We start from the raw sequence: 16,692 nt of genomic DNA on the forward strand, positions 1-16,692 counted from the left end.
CGACCGCGCCTGCGCTGGTGTGGCGTGATTCGGGCGGCGCCTTGTGCGGCCCACCCGAACCGCCGAGTTCGGAGAGTACACATGAAGCGCTTTGCGCTGATCATCGCGGCGACGCTGACGAGCGGCGTGGCACTCGCACAGAACTACCAGAGCGCCTTGCCCGTCAGCCCCGCCGAGCGGCGCGCCATCGAGGCGCGGCTGTCGACGATCCTCGACTATGCCGGGACGGACGAAGTGAGCCGCTTTTCCCTGCCGACCGGCCGCCAGGTGCTCGTGCGCACCTATCGCCCGGTGATGCGCAACGGGCGCCAGCCCTGCCGCGGCTATCGCATCGACGTCGCCGGCCCGCGCGGCACGACGGCGGTTGACGGCTATCGCTGCCGCCGCGCGCGCAGCCAGGCCTGGGTGATCGTGGAACCGGAGATCGTGCTCGCGCAGAACGGCGCGCCGCTCGATCTGCGCAACCTGACCGAGGCGCCCCCGGCGCAGGTCGCCCCGCCGCCCGGCGGCGGCTTCGGCGCGCCGCCCCAGCGCATCGAGCAGCCGGGCCGCTTCTCCGACCAACTCCTCTATCCCGACGAGCCCGATCCCGTCGCCGAGAGCACCGAGCCGCCGCCCGTGCCGCGCCCGGCTCCGCGCACCGACATCGCGACGGGGACGACGACCGGCCCCGCCGACACGTCGACCTTCAGCGCCGCGCCGCCGGCCGCGACCGACATACCGCCGCTCTCCAACGGCACGAGCGGGGCGAACGGGACGAGCGTCGCGACGACGAGCCCCGCCCCCATCATCCCGAGCACCTCGGGGCTCGACGGAGTGCGCCGGGTTCTGGCCGACGGCGAGCGCCCCGCGAACGTCGCCAACGCGCCGGCACCGGCGCAGGCGCCCGCCCCGACGAGCACCGCGGCCGCCCCTTCCGCCTCGCCCGGCGTCTCGGTGGTCTCGCCCTCCTCCGGGAATGGCGGCGGCGCGCCGGTCACGACGCTGTCGCGCGAGCAGCCGGCACGGTCGAACGGCCCCGCCCAGACCGCGCGCGTCGTCGGCGAGCGGAACGAGGCGTCCGACGACGCCTTCTCCGGCAACGCGACGATCGTGAATGCGCTGAAGGATCTCGACTATCTGCCGCTGGAGGCGACGGTCGACGAGGCCGGCGTGCAGGCCGCGGTCGACGATTTCGCGCGGGACGAGCGCTTCGCCCTCCCCGTCTCGTCCGACGCGCTGATCGCGCGCCTCAACGACGCGCTCGACCGCTCCGAGACGCTGCCGACCTGCACGGGCGGCGCGGCGGGACCCTGCGTCGTCCCGGAATGATGGGAATGACGGCGCCGGGCTGACCGGCGCCGCGTTCGGTCAGGGAAGCGGCGCGACGCGGACGACGGTCGGCTCGCGCACCACGCGCACCGACAGGCTCGTCGTGTCCGTCACCGGCACCTGCAGCGCCTGCTGCGTCCCGTCGACGGTGTAGACCTCGCCATTGAGGCGGACGCGGAACGGGCCGTCCGCGCTCACCACCATCGTCCCGACGCCGCCCGGCACGGAGACCCAGCCGTCGGCGGCACGCACCTCGATCCCCTGCGGACCGGACGAGATGCCGCTCGCGATCCGGCCGCGCAGGCCGAGATCGGCGATGCCCGTGCGGTCGACCCACCAGGCGCCCGCACCCACCACCACGATCATCACGAGGGCGAGCATCGCCGTCCCGGTGAGGCTGCGCCGCTTGGAGCGACGCGGCCGCGTGGTCAGCTCGCGCGAGGAGGAGGCCGGCGGGACGCGCTCGGCGATGACGACGCGCCGCTCGCGCGAGGCCCGGTCGCGTTCGCGCGCGGGGGTGACGGTGAGGCCGCCGACATCGCGCTCGCGGTGCCGGCCGCGCCGCTCGCCGACGGGCGCGCGCGGCGCGTTGAGGGTCGAGGCCTCGTGCTCGTGGGCCTCGTCCTCGTCGTCGAAATCCTCGTCTTCGTCCGCGTCATAGTGCGCGGGCTCCGGCTCGCTCGGCGCGCCGAAGGCCGGCTCGCGGCGGCGGTCGTGCCGCTCGGGCTCCGGCTCCGGCGTGGGGGCGGCGGCGGCAGGCTTCGGCGGCGACGGCGGCGCGGGCTCGGCCTCGCGCTCCGTCTCCCGCTCGCGGCCGGGAACGACGCTCAGCTCATCGTCGAGCGCGCCGCGCAGGTGCTCGGCGAGATTGTCGACGTTGAACTCCGCCGTCCGGCGGTCCTGCTTGCGGGTGGGGTCGACCGCGGCCGGCGAATCCGGCGCGTTCGGCGTGCCGGGCGTGCCCGTGGGAAAATCGATCCCACAGACCGGGCAGCGATAAGCGCCGGCGACAACCGGCTCGCCGCAAGCCCGGCAACGGAAGAAGGCGCGTGAAGCCAATCGGGTCCCCTTTCACTGGACGCGGGGCGAATGCCACGCACCGGCCTCGCGGTCAAACCGTGAGCTGGATGATGTGGTACCGGCCAGGGCGAATTCCCTCGGGAAGAGGCAAAGCAATCTGACGCTCGAACGGCAAGGGAAAACTCGTCAGCACGATCGCATCGGGGCGCGACACCGCCTCGATCGCGGGGGCGAGCCAGTGGCCGATCGCCGCGTTCGCGACCGGATCGGCCGAGCCGAGATCGTTATGGACGAGCGCCGCGGGTGCGCCGATGCGCGGCAGGCAGACGGGCAGCGTGTCGCGGATTTCACCCAGGATCATGTGGTGAGTATCGGGCAGGCCGCCGAACGCACCCTGAACGAACTGGTCGAAGGCGAACACGTCCCGGTCCGGAAACAGCGCGCACAGATGGTCGTAGGTGCGTCCCGACCCGAGGCCGAGATCGAGGATCGGGCCCGCGACGTCGCCGAGCCGCGCCGCCGCCGCCTCGATGAGGAGGCGCTGGGCGCACATGCGGCGGATGAAGCTGTCGAGGCGGCTCATCGCGCCCCGCCCGCTGGCGAGGGGGGAGCCTGTCTCATGGGGTCTTGCGGTAGATCCAGTAGCCGCCCGTCTCGGCGGCCTCGCTGCGCGGGAGGGCCGAAAAGCCCGGCATGTCGAGCGCCAGCGCGCTCGCGACGCAGCCGCCGGGCGCGGTGCGTGCGGCGATCAGCGGCGCGAGCCAGCCCGCGCGGGCAAGGTTCGCCGTCGGGTCGCCGGTCGCCATCGCGCAATGGATGAGGGCAGCCGGCGCCTTCACGCGCAGGCTGCAGAAGGCGAGCGTGTCGCGAACGTCGCCGATGATGACGTGCTCGCCGTCCGGCATCGAATCCGGCGGCGCGATCAGCGTGTTGTCGAAGACGAAGATCTCGCGGTCCGGCAGGATCTCGCGCAGGTGGTCGAAGGTCCGCCCGTTGCCGAGGCCGATCTCGATGACCGGCCCCGCGACGTCGCCGATCATGCCGGCGACGCTCTCAAGACATTCCTTCTGCGCCACGATGCGGGCGATGAAGGCGTCGAGGCGGCTCGCGCGCCGGGGCCGGGCCCCGGACTCCACCGCTTCGCTCACGTGCGCAGGGCGCTGCGCAGCCGTTCCGGATCGGGCATGCCCTTCTGGACGAGCTCCGGCCGGTCACCGGCCGTGAAGACCTTCAAGACGCCGCAGTTGAAGATGCGGTCGACGAAGGTCTGGTCGATCTGCACGGTGCGGATCGATTCGAGCTCGATCTCGAGCCGCTCCTTGTTGAAGACGCCGCGCGAGAGCAGGACGCGCTCGTCCCCGACGGTGAGGAGCGTGCACTTGATCTTGATGTACCAGACGATGAGCCAGACGATCCCGACCCCGATCGGGACCAGGAGGCAGGCGAGCAGGAACTTGCCAGGCTCGTCCGCGAACATGCGCGGATGTTCCTGGTAGCGGGGCTTCATGGACGGAGTAGCGGACATGGAGTCGGACCTTTTTGGGCGGATCGATCAGTCGTTGCGGGCGTTCCGGAGCGCAGCGCGCAGCCGGTCCGGGTCGGGCAGGCCGCCCTGCTCGAGGTCCGGATTGTCGCCCGCGGTATAGACTTTCAAAATGCCGCAATTGAAGATTCGATCCACAAACGTCTGATCGACGCGCACGGCGCGGATCGAGGGCATCTGAACCTCGATGCTCTCCTTGTTGAAGATGCCTCGGCGCAGCGTGATGCGCTCGGCGTCAACGGTCACGATGGTCGAGCGGTTCGTGATGTACCACCAACCGAGCCAGAAGATCCCGATGACGAACGGCACGAGAAGACAGGCGAGGATGAACTTTCCCGGTTCGTCGGCGAACATCGTGGGATGTTCTCGGTAAAGCGGATTCATGGCGGGCCTTTCGCTGAGCACAGTGTCCGAAGCTTATATGGCCAACGCTTCGGCCGGCGCCCACCCTGACGCTTTCGTGTCGCGCCGGTCATTCACCGCCCGAAATGCTCGACCGCAAAGGACGGCCCGCGTCGCATAGCCCAAGGATGCGCCGCGCGCCAGCCGATTTCGGGATTGGGCCGAGCATTCAGACTAGTGAAAGTGTTCGTAGCGCACCGTGCGATAGAGACCCGGTGAAATGAGCCGCCGGCATGTCACGTTGACCGAATGCAACGGCCCTTCAATCTCTCGTTTCCAAAAGTCCAAAAATGTTTCGAGAACTGGAAATTCGGGCGCCTGGTCGTATTCCTGCCAGATGTACGATTGGAGAAGCGCCGGATGATCCGGCATGCGGTACAATATCTCAGCGGTGGTCAGGCTAAATCCGGCAAGCTGACGCTCAAGATCACTTCTCATCCCCACCTCCAACAAACTCACACCATGAGTTTGCCACGACGCAAGCAAGAAACAAGCCATCTTTTTAGCTAGCTCACGACTGAAGACAGCTTGTTAGCAGCCCACTTTGTCGAGTGCTAATTCTTGTGATCTTCCCCCGGCAAGTAATCGGCCATCACGGCATTGCGCATCCCCTTCGGCTTGTAGGGGCCGCTCGTCGTGTCGGTCGCCACCTGATGCTCGATCTCCGAGTTCAGCTCCGCCCCCGCGAGCATCACGTAGAGCGAGATGTAGAGCCACATCATGAAGCCGATCACGGCCCCCAGCGCCCCATAGGTCGCGTCATAGTTGGCGAAGTTCGACAGATAGAACGAGAAGCCCGCCGACACCGCGACCCACAGGATGGCCGTCAGCGCCGTTCCCCAGGAGATCCAGCGCCACTTGGGCGGCCGCCGCGAGGCGCCGAATTTGAACAGGAGCCCGATGCCGCCCATGATCGCGACGAGCAGGATCGGCCAGCGCAGGATGGCGATCAGGATCTCCGTCTCCGCGCCGAGCCCGAACATGCTGAGGACCGAAGGCGCGGCCACCACGACCACGATGAGGAGGCTCGCCCCCACGATCGCGGCGAGGGTGAAGGCCAGCGATTTCAGCGTCAGCTCGATGAAGCCGCGCTTCTCGCGCTCGTCATAGACGACGTTGAGCGCGGCGAAGAGCGCCTTCACCCCCGCATTCGCGCTCCACAGCGCGACGAGGAGGCCGATGAGGAAGCCGATCCCGAGCGAGCCGTTCGACTGCGAGGCGAGGCGCTCCAGTTCGCCCCCGATGAGGTTCACCGCATCGGTCGGCATCACCCCGGAGAGGAGGTTGAGGTGCTCCTCCACCGTCGAGACGTCCGAGACGAGGCCGTAGAGGGCGACGAAGGCGGCGAGCGCGGGAAAGATCGCGAGGAGGAGGAAGAAGGCCGCGCCGCCCGCAATCAGCGAGATGTTGTCCCGCGAGATCTCCGTCGCCGTGCGCGACAGGATCTCCTTCCAGCCGCGGACCGGAATATGCCGGACCGTCTCGGCATATCGCCCAACACCTTCCGCCTCGTGCGCGTCGATACTTTTCGCCATCGGGAGCCCTCCGTCTTCCATCGAACGCTGCTTCCCCCGCTGGCGGTTCCCGAACGGGTCCCTCATCTGCAACAATGGCACGGGAGTGCCCGAAGGATGAGATGGACTCCGTCCACACCGATGATATGAGCCAACAATTCGCGATGGCGCCGCTCAGGAGGACACGACGATGAATGCCGAGGAGGATGACCGGCGCGGCACTGTCTACGTTCCGGCCGGATCGCGGGAGCGCCAGCACCTCGCGGGATTCGACAATGCCCCGGCGCTCGCGGCCTCCTTCCCGGCCGACCTCGCCCCCCTCTTCTCCGAGGTCGCCGAGCTGAAGCGGGTCGGCTCGGAGCTGTGGGAGGGGCGCAGCCTCGCTGACGCGCGGTTCCGCCGGGCCTGGGCCGCCCTCGTCGCCGGCGCGACGCCGGAGCGCGTCGCCTATACCGAGATCGCGGTCGCCGGGGCGCACGTCTCCTTCGGCACCGTCGACGGGACGACGCTGACGCGCGCCGGCGTCTCCACCGACGACCGCCGCACCATCTATCACCGCGCCGCCGCCCGCGCGCTCGGCCCCCTGGAGCCGCCCTTCGACGACGCGATCGAGAGCCTCGCCGACGGCTTCACGCGCCCGGTTCCGGTGCCCCCGTTCGTCACGCGCCTCTCCGAGCAGCAGCGCGCCGGCGCGCCGAAGCCGATCCACCGCGCCGCCCCCCGCGCCCCCTCCTACGAGGACGGTCTCGACGACGTCTTCGCCGAGTACGAGGCGGAGAACGCCCGGTTCGACCCGATGGAGGATCTTGTCGACCCGCTCCAGGCGGAGGAGCGGCAGAGCGAGCATTGCTGGACGGTGGCGGTGATCGCCGGGATGATCCAGCGCTGGCGCGGCGAGCCGGTGTGGCCGGCCGTGCTCCTCGGCCTCGTCCACCATGCCGAGCACGCCTACCTCCCCACCGAAGGGCCGGAATACGTCCACGAATACAGCGAGGCGCTGCGCGCGGCCTCGCTCGAGAAGGCGCTCTCGGAGTGCCCGCGCGACCTCGCCGAGACCTGCCGCACCCTCCTCGCCGCCCGGCAGGAGACGACGACGACCCTCGGCAGCGCCTTCAACGCGGCGAACGTCGTCGACCGCGTCCTCCAGCAGCGCCACTACGCGAACCTTGCCGGCCTCTCCCTCTCCGACACGGCGGACGGGCACGACGTGGTGCGGCCCGGCCCGCTGGAGTCCTTCCACCTCTACGTCCTCGACGCGCTCCGCCTCGCCTTCTGACGGACCCGCCCCGCCCGCGACGGGCGGGGCGGCCCGCCGTCAGGCGACGGTCTCGGTGCGCACCGTGTGCTTCGCCACCGCGTCCTCGTCGACATCGACGCCGAGGCCGGGCGCGACCGGGATGTCGAGGCACTCCTCGCGCAGCGTGAAGGACTGCCGCACGAGGTCGTCGCGCAGCGGATTGTAGGTGCGGTCGAACTCGATCATCGTCTCGTTCTGGAGCGGCACCGGGTTCGCCGTGTAGGGCGCGTAGGGCACGATCGCGAGCGCCTGGAGCGCCGCGGCCACCGCAACGCCCGATCCCCATACGTGCGGCACCACCATGACATTGTGGCTCGTCGCGAGGGCGAGGATGTTCTTCCACTCGGTGAAGCCGCCCGCCGCGCAGATGTCGGGCTGGGCGATGTCGACGCAGCCCTCGCCGATGAGGTCGCGGAAACCGTAGCGCGTGAACTCCGCCTCGCCACCGGCGATCGGCACGTCGAGCGCGTCGCGCAGGCGCCGATAGCCCTCCCGGTCCTCCGGCACCACCGGCTCCTCGAACCACAGGAAGTTCAGCGCCTCCATCGCGCGCCCGATGCGCAGGGCCGCCGACGCGGTGTAGGCGTGGTTCGCGTCCACCATGATGCCGATATCGTCGCCGAGCGTGCGGCGCACGAGACGCATACGCTCGATGTCGTCCTTGATGGGGAGAAGGCCGATCTTCATCTTCACCGCGCCGACGCCGGTCTCGCGGATGCGCTTCACCTCCGCCTCCAGCTTTTCGAGCATGACCGGCCGGTTCTGATAGTCGGGCGGGTAGTAGCAGCCGGTGCCGTAGGCGCGCACGCGCTGGCGGATCGCCCCGCCGAGGAGGGCATGGACCGGGCGGCCGACGACGCGGCCGAAGATGTCCCACAACGCGATGTCGATCGCGCTCAGCGCCTCCACATAGGCGCCCTTCTGGCCGAAATCGCGCGTGCGGGCGTAGAACTCCTCGAAGATCGCGGTCGGCGCGGTCGCCTCGCGTCCGATGAGCTTCGGGCCGAGCACGTCGCGGATGCACGCGGCCGGCGGCTCCGGCGGGCCGTACTGGCCGCCCTCGCCCCAGCCCACCGTGCCGTCGTCGCACGTGATTCGCACGAGCAGGCTCGACCGCTCGTCGAAATATTCCTGAGAGGAGTAGAAGCTTCCCGCCCCGCTCGGCACCTTCAGAACATAGGTGTCGATCTGTTTGATCTTCGTCATTTTTGTTTTTCGTGCTCGTTCGCTTTGGCTGACTTGCCCGCCGCGCCCCGGAGGGCCGCGGCGACGGCCGTTGCATTGAGGCCTCTCGCGGCAGAACTGTCGAGCGATTTCGCGCGGGCGCGCCGGGCGGAGTGCGACACGGCGCGCGCCGCTGGAAACACCCTTGCCAAGCCCGCCGCGCATAAGGAAAAGTCGCACGGGGCGTCGCCCTTGCGCGGCGCCTCCCCGGCCCGAACAAGCAGGCATCGCCCGTCGTTGCTTCGGACGAGACTTTGACACTAACGGCTCAGAAGGCCGCCTGACGATGCTGCGCTTTGCCTACAACACGAACGGCTGCACCAACCATCGGCTCGACGATGCGTTGGAATTGATCGCGGAGGCCGGCTATTCCGGCGTCGCGCTCACGCTCGACGTCCACCATTTCGACCCGCTTGCGGACGATTATGAGGCGCGGGCGGAAGCGCTCGCGGCACGCCTCGCCGCGCTCGACCTCGCCGTGGTGCTGGAGACGAGCGCTCCCTACCTCCTCGACCCGCGCGCCCGGCAGGAGCCGACCCTCCTCCACCCCTCGCCCGAGGGGCGCGCGCGCCGCGTCGACTTCATCCGCCGCGCGATCCGCATCGCGAAGATCTGCGGCGGGGAGTCGGTGTCCTATTCGTCCGGCCGGCCGCGCCGCGGCGTCCCGCAACAGGACGCCGGCGTCTGGCTCCTCGACGGGCTGAAACAGATCTGCGAGTTCGCGGCGGCCGAAGGCGTCGTCGCGGCGCTGGAGCCGGAGCCCGGCCACATGGTCAGCACGCTCGACGATTTCATCCTCGTGCGCGAGACGCTGAAGCAGATGACGGACGCCCCGCTGCGCCTGTCGCTCGATGTCGGCCACTGCCTCGTGACCGGCGATCGCGAGCCGGCGAGCGCGGTGAAGGAGTTCGACCCCTTCATCGGCGCCGTCACCGTGGAGGACATGAAGCGCGGCGTCCACGAGCACCTCCCCTTCGGCGAGGGCGACATGAATATGACCGCCGTCCTGCGCGCGCTGGAAGACATCGGCTTCGAGAAGCTCGTCACCGTGGAGCTGCCGCATGACGGCCATCGCGCCCACGAGATGATCCCCCGCTCGATCGACTGGCTGCAGGAGCACCTGCCGAGCGACTGACCCGATCGCCACCGCGGCGCTGGACTTTCTCCCCCGCGGTGCGATCTATCTCCACTGGCCACCGAACGGACTGCGCCCCGCGAGAGGCGCGCGCACAGCGGGGACGTTGACGGCATGGGGCTCACCCTCTTCGACAAGCTCTGGCAGAGTCACGTGATCGCGGAGCGGGAGAGCGACGCGCTTCTCTTCGTCGACCGCCATTTCGTCCACGAAGGCTCCTTCCACGCCTTCGACAAGGTGCGCGCGCGGGGCGAGCGGGTCGCCCGGCCCGACCTCACCTTCGGCGTCGCCGACCACTACGTCCCGACGCGGCGTGAGGGGCCGATCGCCGAGCCCGAGATCCGGCGCATGGTCGATGATCTCCGCGCCAACTGCGCCGAGCACGGCATCCACCTCTTCGGCCTCGACGATCCGCGCCAAGGCATCGTCCACGTCGTCGGCCCCGAGCAGGGGATCGCCCTCCCCGGCCTCATGATCGTGTGCGGCGACAGCCACACCGCGACCCAGGGCGCCCTCGGCGCCTACGCCTTCGGCATCGGCGCGACGGAGGTGAGCCACGTCCTCATGACCCAGACGCTGTGGCAGACGAAGCCGAAGCGGATGCGCGTCACCGTCGACGGTGTCCTCTCCGACGCGGTCGCGGCGAAGGACGTCGCCCTCTCCATCATCGCCAAGATCGGCGCCGACGGGGCGGCGGGGCACGCGGTCGAATATGCCGGCAGCGCGATCCGCGGCCTCTCGATGGAGGGGCGGATGACGCTCTGCAACATGACGATCGAGGCCGGCGGGCGCTGCGGCATGGTCGCGCCCGACGAGACCACCCTCGCCTATGTGCGCGAGCGCCCCTACGCCCCGGCCGATTTCGACCGGGCGGCGGCGGACTGGCTCGCCCTCGCGAGCGACGCCGGCGCCGTCTTCGACCGCGAGATCCGGCTCGACGCCGACGCGATCGCGCCGAGCGTCACCTGGGGGACGAGCCCGGAGGACACGCTCCCCATCACAGCGACCGTCCCCGCCCCGTCCGACCTTCCGGCGCGGGCCGACCATGTCGCCGACGCGCTCTCCTATATGGGCCTCACGGCCGGGATGCCGCTCGACGGGCTCGCGATCGACCGCGTCTTCATCGGCTCCTGCACCAACGCGCGGCTCGAGGATCTGCGGGCCGCCGCCCAGATCCTCCACGGGCGCAAGGCGAAGGTGCCCGGCATCGTCTCACCCGGCTCCTCGATCGTGAAGGCGCAGGCCGAGGCCGAGGGGCTCGACCGCACCTTCACCGCCGCCGGCCTCGAATGGCGCGAGTCGGGCTGCTCCATGTGCGTCGGCATGAACGGGGACCGCGGGGCACCCGGCGAGCGCGTCGCCTCCACCACCAACCGCAATTTCCGCGGCCGCCAGGGGCGCGGGGTGCGCACGCACCTCATGAGCCCCGCGATGGTGGCCGCCGCCGCCGTCGCCGGCGCGATCACCGACGTGCGCCCGCTGATGCGGGGGCCGCGATGACCCCGATCCTCACCATCGAGGGGCGCGCCGCCCCGCTCGGCCTCGACAATCTCGACACCGACCAGCTCTGCGCCGCGCGCTTCATGAAGCGGCGGCGGCATGAGGGCTATGGCGACGCCCTCCTCCACGATCTGCGCTTCACCGAGGCGGGCGCGGCGAAGGCGAACCCGATCGACGCCGCCGCCGGCGCGCCGATCCTCCTCGCGGGCCGCAATTTCGGCGGCGGCTCCTCGCGCGAGGCGGCGGTCTATGCCGTGCTGGACGCCGGTTTCCGCGCCGTGCTCGCATCGAGCTTCGGCGACATCTTCGCCGCCAACGCCGCGCGCAACGGCCTCGTCCCCGCCGTCGTCGCGCCCGATGCGCTCGCCGCCTTCCTCGACCTTGCCCGCAGCGCGCCACAGACGCCCTTCCGGCTCGACCTTGCGGCGCGCACCGTGTCCGCCGGGCCGCACGTCGCCGAATTCGCGATCGACGACGCGCGGCGAACAATGTTGATGAACGGATGGGATGATTCGGACGTGACGCGGCAGTATAGAGATGCCATCGCCGCATTCGTCGAAGAGGACGCCGTGCGTCGCCCCTGGGCGAAACCCGCCCCCTGACCACATTGCCCATCCGCTGCACGGCGCGTCCGGCGCCGGCCCGCATCCTTGCGGATAAGCCGATTCGGGCAACTTCGGATTAACCATACTCGGTAACCCTTTGGCCCGTTCCTATCGGGCTTCAGGACGCGACATGCACACACGCAATCTCCTGCTCGCGGGCTTGCTCGCGGCGCTCCTCGCCGGCTGCCAGACCGAGCGAGCCACAATGTCCTATGCCGCGAGCGGGACCCCCACCATCGCGCGCCCCGCCGCACCGGTCGCCGCCGCGCCGCAATCCCAGTGCGGTCCCGTCCGGCGCGCCGGCACGTCCACCCTCGCCGGGCGCGTCCTCCCGGTCTCGAAGGTGTCGGACATCAAGCTGCGCAAGGGCGAGGTCGTCCTCACCTTCGACGACGGGCCGGCCCGCAAGCGCACGCCCGCCATCCTCGACACGCTCGACCGCTATGGCGTGAAGGCGACCTTCCTGATGGTCGGCCAGATGGCCGCCTCCTATCCCGACCTCGTGCGCGAGGTCGCCCGGCGCGGCCACACGATCGGCTCCCACACCGCCCACCACGACAATTTGCGGAAACTGAGCCAGACGGCGGCGCTGGAGGAGATCGCGAAAGGCGAGCGCTCGGTGAACGCCGCCCTCGTCGGCACCGGCTACGGCCCCGCCCGCTTCTTCCGCTTCCCCTATCTCGCCGACACGAAGGCGCTGCGCGGCGCGCTCGCGAGTCGCGGGACCGTCGTGCTCGACGTCGACATCGACTCGCAGGACTATCACCGCGTCTCGGCCGACGCGGTGGCGGCTCGCACCCTCGCGAAGCTGCGCCGCCAGGGCCGCGGGATCATCCTCTTCCACGACATCCACGCGCGGACCGTCGCGATGCTGCCGGGCTTCCTCGCCGCCCTTCAGAACGAGGGCTACCAGGTCGTCCAGCTCGTCCCCCCGGGCGAGGCGGGCTGCCCCGCCGTCGCCTTCTGACGGCCGGCCGCTCTCAGGTGCGCCCGCCGAGGGCGTGGAGCGCGTGGAGCATGCGCTCCGCGCTCTCCGGCGTCTCTCCGGCGAAGGGCAGGAACGAATGCGGCAGCGCGCCGTGCCGCGTCTCGCCGTCCGCCTTCGCATCGTAGACGACGGCCCCGTCCTTCACCGTCACGAGGACGTCGATCTCGGCGAGCGTCTCCGGGTCGATGGCGGTCGGGTCCTCCGACAGGATGACGAAGTCCGCGTCCTTGCCGGTCTCGATCGACCCCTTCCGCGCTTCCTCGAATTGCTGCCATGCGGGCCAGATCGTCATCGCCTTCAGCGCGGTCATCACGTCGACGCGCTGGCTCGGGCCGAGAATGTCGCCCGAGCGGGTGCGGCGCGTCACGGTCGCGGAGAGGACGCGCATCGAATCGGGGAAAGCGACAGGCGCGTCATGGTGCGTGCCGAACTTCATGTCGCGCGTCACGACCCAGCCGGTCGGCGAGATATTGTCGGCGTTGACCGGACCGACCGTGTGCTCGCGGTGCCAGTCACCCCAGTAGAAGGTGTGCATCGGGAACAGGGACGGGAAGATGCCGAGGCGCTTCAGGCTGTCGACCTGATCCTCCCGCAGGAACTGGCCGTGGATGAGGACGGGGCGGATGTCGGGCGTGCCGTACTTCTCCTGCGCGGCGCCGATGGCCGCGAGCAGCATGTCCGTCGCCCCCTCCCCGTTCGCGTGGGTGATGATCTGGATGCCGTGCTCGTAGCACCAGTTCACCGCGTCCTGCGTCTCTTCCATGGTGATGGCGGAATAGCCGGCATAGCCCGGCGGATAGTCGCCGACCGGGTCATAATAGGGACGGTCGCGCAGCGCGGTGAACCCTTGCGGCGAGCCGTCGATCGTCAGCTTGCAGCCGCCGACGCGGACCCTGTCCTGAAAATCCTTCGAGACGTTCGCCTCGATATAGTCCCGCGATTCCAGGACATCGGGATAGGCGATGACGTCGACCGGGAGTTCACCCGCCGCGCCGAGCGCCTTCAGCGTCTCCACGATCGGGCCGGAGGAGCGGCCCTCCTGCGCCGTGGTGTAGCCGAAGCGCGCCCACAGTTCCGTGCCGGCGCGGGCGAAGGTGGAGAGGCCCTCCGGCCCCACCCGGCCGAGAAGGGGGATCAGCACCTCGAAGAAGGCATACTCCTCGAGCACCCCGTTCGGCGCGCCGTCCGCATCGCGGCGGATGATTCCGCCCGGCGGGTTCGGGGTGTCGGCGGTCACGCCCGCCTCCTCGAGCGCCTTGGAGTTCGCGACGCCGAGATGGCCCGACTGGTGGACGATCACGATCGGAACGTCCTCGGACACCGCGTCGAGATCCTCGCGCGTCGGGTGGCGCAGTTCCGCGAGCTGGGCGTTGTCGTAGCCGAAGCCGACGATGAGGCCCACTTCGTCCACCGCCGCGCGGTTCGCCTCCATCCAGGCGCGCAGCGTGTCCTGAAGGGAGGCGATGTCGGTGACCTCACCGTCCGGCGGGGCGAGGAGGTTCGCCGACAGCGCCTGGATCCCACCCATCACCACGTGGCCGTGACTGTCGACGAAGCCGGGCAGCATCGTGCGGCCCGCAAGGTCGAATTCGGCAGTGCCCTCGCCGCGATGGGGTGCGATCGCGTCCATCGAGCCGACGGCGATGATCGTCCCGTCCTTCACCGCGACCGCCTCGGCGGTCGGCGCGGCATGGTTGATGGTGAGGATCGGGCCGCCCGAATAGATCGTGTCGGCGATCTCCTGCGCGGACGCGAACGGGGCGAACCCGACGGACGCCGACACGACCAGGGGCGCGAGCCAGTGACGGGACATGATCACTCTCCTCTCCATGAGCAAATCGACCATGCACCGGCCGAGTTCGGTGTCAACCAAGTATAGTTCAGAAAAGACGATCTGGCTCTGATCAGTCATTCGCGCACGGCGGACCGTTAAAGTTAAGCAAAACCGAAAATTCCAGGTATGTTCTGGGTCCGTTGACTGAAATCAATTTGAGAGATGCACGACGGATTGCCGGGATCCGCGCATATGGAGGCAAGGCGCAGCCGGAAAATCACGACAATCGGCGCCGGCACGTGACCTGCCGGCCCGATTGACGAACGCCTCCAGAACCGCCCTGGCGCTCGTGAAATCAAGAGAGCCAGGGCCGCTCGGCATCGAAGAACGCTGGACGCGCTAGTGGGAGGAGCCGTGGCTCGTGCCGTGGGCGTCACCCTCGCCGTGGCCGTGTCCGCCCGCGCCGTCTCCGCCGGGGAAGGCGCCGGCGCCGAACTGCGACACGGGCATCGTGACCTCCACCGGGCCAGCCTCGGCGAAGTCGAGCGTGACGGTCACCGTGTCGCCGGGCTTCGGCGGGGCGCTGAGCTCCAGGAACATCAGGTGATAGCCGCCGGGGGAGAGCGTCACCGTCTCGCCGGGGGGCAGCGGCAGGCCTTCGGGGAGCGGCGCCATCGTCATCATGCCGTTGGTCATCGCCATCTCGTGCACCTCGACCGCGCCCGCGAAGTCGGTGGACCCGCCGAGGAGCCGGTCGGGCGCCGTGCCGCTGTTGACGATGGTGAGGTAGCCGCCCGCGACCGGCGCACCCGGCGGCACGCCGCGCACCCAGGCCCGCTCGATCGCGAGATCCCCGGCATGGGCCGCACCCACGACCGCGCCGGTGTCGGCGATGGTGAGGACGGGGGCCGGCCGATCCAGCGAATGGGGGTCGACGCCCGGCGCCGCGCGCTCCACCCACGCGATTTGCGCGTCCGCGCAGACCTGCCTTGTCGGGAAGGCGAGCGCGGACCCGGCCGGCAGATCACCGAGGCGGCCGGTGATCGCGAACGTCTCCTTCGCGTCGGCCGGGAGACTCCCGCCCTGCCACACGATTTCGCGCACGCCGGACGCGGTCTCGGCGAGGCTCGCTTCCCACCCGTCCTTCGCGACCGGGGCGGCGTCGGTGAAGCCGTCGGGCAGCTCCACCCGCACCTCCAGCGTCGGCTGGCCGTCGCAGCCGTGGCCGATCCGGATCGCGGCCTCGTAGGCGCTGTTCGCGGGGGCGGTCTTCGTCTCGAGGCTCGCGTGGGCGAACGCCGTCGTCGGCGCCAGGACGAGCGCCATCATCATGAGATTTTTCATCGTTCATTCCTCGGAAAAGCTGGGCCGTGCGCCGGGCGGCGCACGCATGATCGCGTCAGCTTTCGAGGGATGGCGGTCCGCGAATGGGGGGGACGGGCGGTCGGCGGGCGGGCGCCGGGTTGGCGGCGACCGCCTCGTGCAGGATCTCCGCCTTCTCGGGCAGAACGAGGGCCGGCGGCGCGATGTCGGGGAGGACGGCGGGGACGCAGTGGTCGCAGATCGGCTTCGCCCAGGAATCGGGCGAGAGGCCGCCGAGCGTGCCGATGCACCACGTCCCGTCCGCCTTGGCGACGACGGGAATGACCGTCGCCCAGATGACGAGGACGACGCCGAGCGCGGCGAGTGGATGGCCGAGCGCGCGCAGCGAGCGCAGGAGCCAGGGCGTGCGATCGAAAGCGCGCGGAGGCGTCAAGGCACGATGCGCCGCCCACGCCTGCGATCCGTTCGCGCCGTCCCCGGCCATCGCGTCCCCCGCTCGGGGGGCTCGCCCCCGCACCGCTTCGCCGAAGGGCTTACATCCAGTCGCTGGCGCGGGGAAGAGCCGATGCCTGACCGGGGATGAGGCACGTGCGCCCGCCCCTCGTTGCCAAATTCCCGCACTGGCGCAGGAACTTGGATTCGGCCCCTTCCGGTCGACGCTTTTGGTTGCACTTCTGATAATCGATCGGCAGCGTTCGATCATCATGAGGAGGATTTTGCGCTGTGAGAGCCATACTGACCACATGCCTCGTCGTCGTCGGGCTCACCGGGTGTCAGATGTCGGGCGGCCAGGGTGTCGAGGGCAACTGGGCCTCGGACGACGGCGTTTTCATCGCGACGTTCCAGAACGGGGCTTTTTCGTCCCGCCTGACCGGAACGGGCGAGACCGTCGTCGCCGACGGCCGCTATGGACGCAACTCGGGCGGCCTGCAGCTTGAGTGGACGAGCATCGCGGCGAACGAGCGCCGCGCCGCCGATTGCCGCTTCCTGACCCCGCAGAAGCTGTCCTGCACGCCGACCGTCGGGCAGACCTTCACCATGACAAAGGTGGTCTAA

The 16,692-nt window shown here is 69.8% G+C and carries 18 protein-coding genes; 7 read left to right on the forward strand and 11 right to left on the reverse strand.

Going from position 1 to position 16,692, the window contains the following annotated elements:
- Window positions 1-81 precede the first annotated feature (81 nt).
- Window positions 82-1,311: a hypothetical protein gene (locus DBV35_RS26175; protein WP_108663319.1), complete on the forward strand. Its 1,230-nt coding sequence runs from the start codon at window positions 82-84 to the stop codon at window positions 1,309-1,311.
- A 39-nt stretch (window positions 1,312-1,350) separates the two neighbouring features.
- Here DBV35_RS26175 and DBV35_RS26180 read toward each other — a convergent pair whose 3' ends face one another.
- The 7 genes from DBV35_RS26180 to DBV35_RS26210 all read right to left on the reverse strand — a co-directional run bounded on the left by DBV35_RS26180 (window position 1,351) and on the right by DBV35_RS26210 (window position 5,811).
- Window positions 1,351-2,370, reverse strand: a complete 1,020-nt coding sequence (locus tag DBV35_RS26180; protein ID WP_108663320.1) for a hypothetical protein — start codon at window positions 2,368-2,370, stop codon at window positions 1,351-1,353.
- Window positions 2,371-2,422: 52 nt separating this feature from the next.
- Window positions 2,423-2,914: a class I SAM-dependent methyltransferase gene (locus tag DBV35_RS26185; RefSeq protein WP_108663321.1), complete on the reverse strand. Its 492-nt coding sequence runs from the start codon at window positions 2,912-2,914 to the stop codon at window positions 2,423-2,425.
- Window positions 2,915-2,948: 34 nt separating this feature from the next.
- On the reverse strand, window positions 2,949-3,479 hold the full coding sequence (locus DBV35_RS26190; protein ID WP_245944103.1) for a class I SAM-dependent methyltransferase: 531 nt from the start codon (window positions 3,477-3,479) through the stop codon (window positions 2,949-2,951).
- Complete coding sequence (locus DBV35_RS26195; RefSeq protein ID WP_205648877.1) at window positions 3,476-3,856, reverse strand: PH domain-containing protein; 381 nt, start codon at window positions 3,854-3,856, stop codon at window positions 3,476-3,478. The genes DBV35_RS26190 and DBV35_RS26195 overlap by 4 nt, the downstream gene beginning before the upstream one ends.
- A 27-nt stretch (window positions 3,857-3,883) precedes the next feature.
- Window positions 3,884-4,279, reverse strand: coding sequence for a PH domain-containing protein (locus DBV35_RS26200; protein WP_205648878.1), 396 nt, complete (start codon window positions 4,277-4,279; stop codon window positions 3,884-3,886).
- 171 nt (window positions 4,280-4,450) lie between these two features.
- Window positions 4,451-4,714: an usg protein gene (locus DBV35_RS26205; RefSeq protein ID WP_108663325.1), complete on the reverse strand. Its 264-nt coding sequence runs from the start codon at window positions 4,712-4,714 to the stop codon at window positions 4,451-4,453.
- A gap of 116 nt (window positions 4,715-4,830) precedes the next feature.
- Window positions 4,831-5,811 carry a YihY/virulence factor BrkB family protein gene (locus DBV35_RS26210; RefSeq protein WP_108663326.1) on the reverse strand — a complete coding sequence of 327 codons (981 nt, stop codon included), beginning with the start codon at window positions 5,809-5,811 and terminating at the stop codon, window positions 4,831-4,833.
- 169 nt (window positions 5,812-5,980) lie between these two features.
- Here DBV35_RS26210 and DBV35_RS26215 point away from each other — a divergent pair, with 169 nt between their 5' ends.
- Window positions 5,981-7,066 (forward strand): hypothetical protein, encoded by a 1,086-nt coding sequence (locus DBV35_RS26215; RefSeq protein WP_108663327.1) that lies wholly within the window; start codon window positions 5,981-5,983, stop codon window positions 7,064-7,066.
- A 39-nt stretch (window positions 7,067-7,105) separates the two neighbouring features.
- Here DBV35_RS26215 and DBV35_RS26220 read toward each other — a convergent pair whose 3' ends face one another.
- Window positions 7,106-8,293: a mandelate racemase/muconate lactonizing enzyme family protein gene (locus DBV35_RS26220; protein WP_108663328.1), complete on the reverse strand. Its 1,188-nt coding sequence runs from the start codon at window positions 8,291-8,293 to the stop codon at window positions 7,106-7,108.
- Window positions 8,294-8,597: 304 nt separating this feature from the next.
- Here DBV35_RS26220 and DBV35_RS26225 point away from each other — a divergent pair, with 304 nt between their 5' ends.
- The 4 genes from DBV35_RS26225 (at window position 8,598) to DBV35_RS26240 (ending at window position 12,518) form a co-directional block, all read left to right on the forward strand.
- Window positions 8,598-9,446 (forward strand): sugar phosphate isomerase/epimerase family protein, encoded by an 849-nt coding sequence (locus tag DBV35_RS26225; protein ID WP_108663329.1) that lies wholly within the window; start codon window positions 8,598-8,600, stop codon window positions 9,444-9,446.
- A 114-nt stretch (window positions 9,447-9,560) separates the two neighbouring features.
- Entirely contained in the window at window positions 9,561-10,946 is a 1,386-nt protein-coding gene (gene leuC, locus DBV35_RS26230) for a 3-isopropylmalate dehydratase large subunit (protein WP_108663330.1), read from the forward strand.
- Window positions 10,943-11,548, forward strand: a complete 606-nt coding sequence (gene leuD / locus DBV35_RS26235; RefSeq protein WP_108663331.1) for a 3-isopropylmalate dehydratase small subunit — start codon at window positions 10,943-10,945, stop codon at window positions 11,546-11,548. Before leuC ends, leuD begins: the two co-directional genes overlap by 4 nt.
- A 133-nt stretch (window positions 11,549-11,681) precedes the next feature.
- Window positions 11,682-12,518: a polysaccharide deacetylase family protein gene (locus DBV35_RS26240; RefSeq protein WP_108663332.1), complete on the forward strand. Its 837-nt coding sequence runs from the start codon at window positions 11,682-11,684 to the stop codon at window positions 12,516-12,518.
- Between the two features lie 13 nt (window positions 12,519-12,531).
- Here DBV35_RS26240 and DBV35_RS26245 read toward each other — a convergent pair whose 3' ends face one another.
- From DBV35_RS26245 to DBV35_RS26255, 3 genes are all read right to left on the reverse strand, one after another.
- Window positions 12,532-14,352: an amidohydrolase gene (locus DBV35_RS26245; protein WP_108663484.1), complete on the reverse strand. Its 1,821-nt coding sequence runs from the start codon at window positions 14,350-14,352 to the stop codon at window positions 12,532-12,534.
- Between the two features lie 360 nt (window positions 14,353-14,712).
- On the reverse strand, window positions 14,713-15,657 hold the full coding sequence (locus tag DBV35_RS30915; RefSeq protein WP_108663333.1) for a copper chaperone PCu(A)C domain-containing protein: 945 nt from the start codon (window positions 15,655-15,657) through the stop codon (window positions 14,713-14,715).
- A 55-nt stretch (window positions 15,658-15,712) separates the two neighbouring features.
- A complete protein-coding gene (locus DBV35_RS26255) occupies window positions 15,713-16,069 on the reverse strand; it encodes a hypothetical protein (protein ID WP_157961993.1) in 357 nt (118 codons plus the stop codon).
- Window positions 16,070-16,359: 290 nt separating this feature from the next.
- Here DBV35_RS26255 and DBV35_RS26260 point away from each other — a divergent pair, with 290 nt between their 5' ends.
- The gene (locus DBV35_RS26260; protein WP_157961994.1) at window positions 16,360-16,692 is read left to right on the forward strand and encodes an Omp10 family outer membrane lipoprotein; all 333 of its coding nucleotides are present in this window, start codon (window positions 16,360-16,362) and stop codon (window positions 16,690-16,692) included.

It is taken from the genome of Acuticoccus kandeliae (assembly GCF_003073115.1).

Bases quoted from the DNA above. Each gene is read 5' to 3' on its own strand.
- DBV35_RS26175 (WP_108663319.1), top strand. From the start codon at position 82: ATGAAGCGCTTTGCGCTGATCATCGCGGCGACGCTGACGAGCGGCGTG.
- DBV35_RS26185 (WP_108663321.1), bottom strand. From the start codon at position 2,914: ATGAGCCGCCTCGACAGCTTCATCCGCCGCATGTGCGCCCAGCGCCTC.
- DBV35_RS26195 (WP_205648877.1), bottom strand. From the start codon at position 3,856: ATGTCCGCTACTCCGTCCATGAAGCCCCGCTACCAGGAACATCCGCGC.
- DBV35_RS26205 (WP_108663325.1), bottom strand. From the start codon at position 4,714: ATGAGAAGTGATCTTGAGCGTCAGCTTGCCGGATTTAGCCTGACCACC.
- DBV35_RS26210 (WP_108663326.1), bottom strand. From the start codon at position 5,811: ATGGCGAAAAGTATCGACGCGCACGAGGCGGAAGGTGTTGGGCGATAT.
- DBV35_RS26215 (WP_108663327.1), top strand. From the start codon at position 5,981: ATGAATGCCGAGGAGGATGACCGGCGCGGCACTGTCTACGTTCCGGCC.
- DBV35_RS26220 (WP_108663328.1), bottom strand. From the start codon at position 8,293: ATGACGAAGATCAAACAGATCGACACCTATGTTCTGAAGGTGCCGAGC.
- DBV35_RS26225 (WP_108663329.1), top strand. From the start codon at position 8,598: ATGCTGCGCTTTGCCTACAACACGAACGGCTGCACCAACCATCGGCTC.
- leuC (WP_108663330.1), top strand. From the start codon at position 9,561: ATGGGGCTCACCCTCTTCGACAAGCTCTGGCAGAGTCACGTGATCGCG.
- leuD (WP_108663331.1), top strand. From the start codon at position 10,943: ATGACCCCGATCCTCACCATCGAGGGGCGCGCCGCCCCGCTCGGCCTC.
- DBV35_RS26240 (WP_108663332.1), top strand. From the start codon at position 11,682: ATGCACACACGCAATCTCCTGCTCGCGGGCTTGCTCGCGGCGCTCCTC.
- DBV35_RS26245 (WP_108663484.1), bottom strand. From the start codon at position 14,352: ATGTCCCGTCACTGGCTCGCGCCCCTGGTCGTGTCGGCGTCCGTCGGG.
- DBV35_RS30915 (WP_108663333.1), bottom strand. From the start codon at position 15,657: ATGAAAAATCTCATGATGATGGCGCTCGTCCTGGCGCCGACGACGGCG.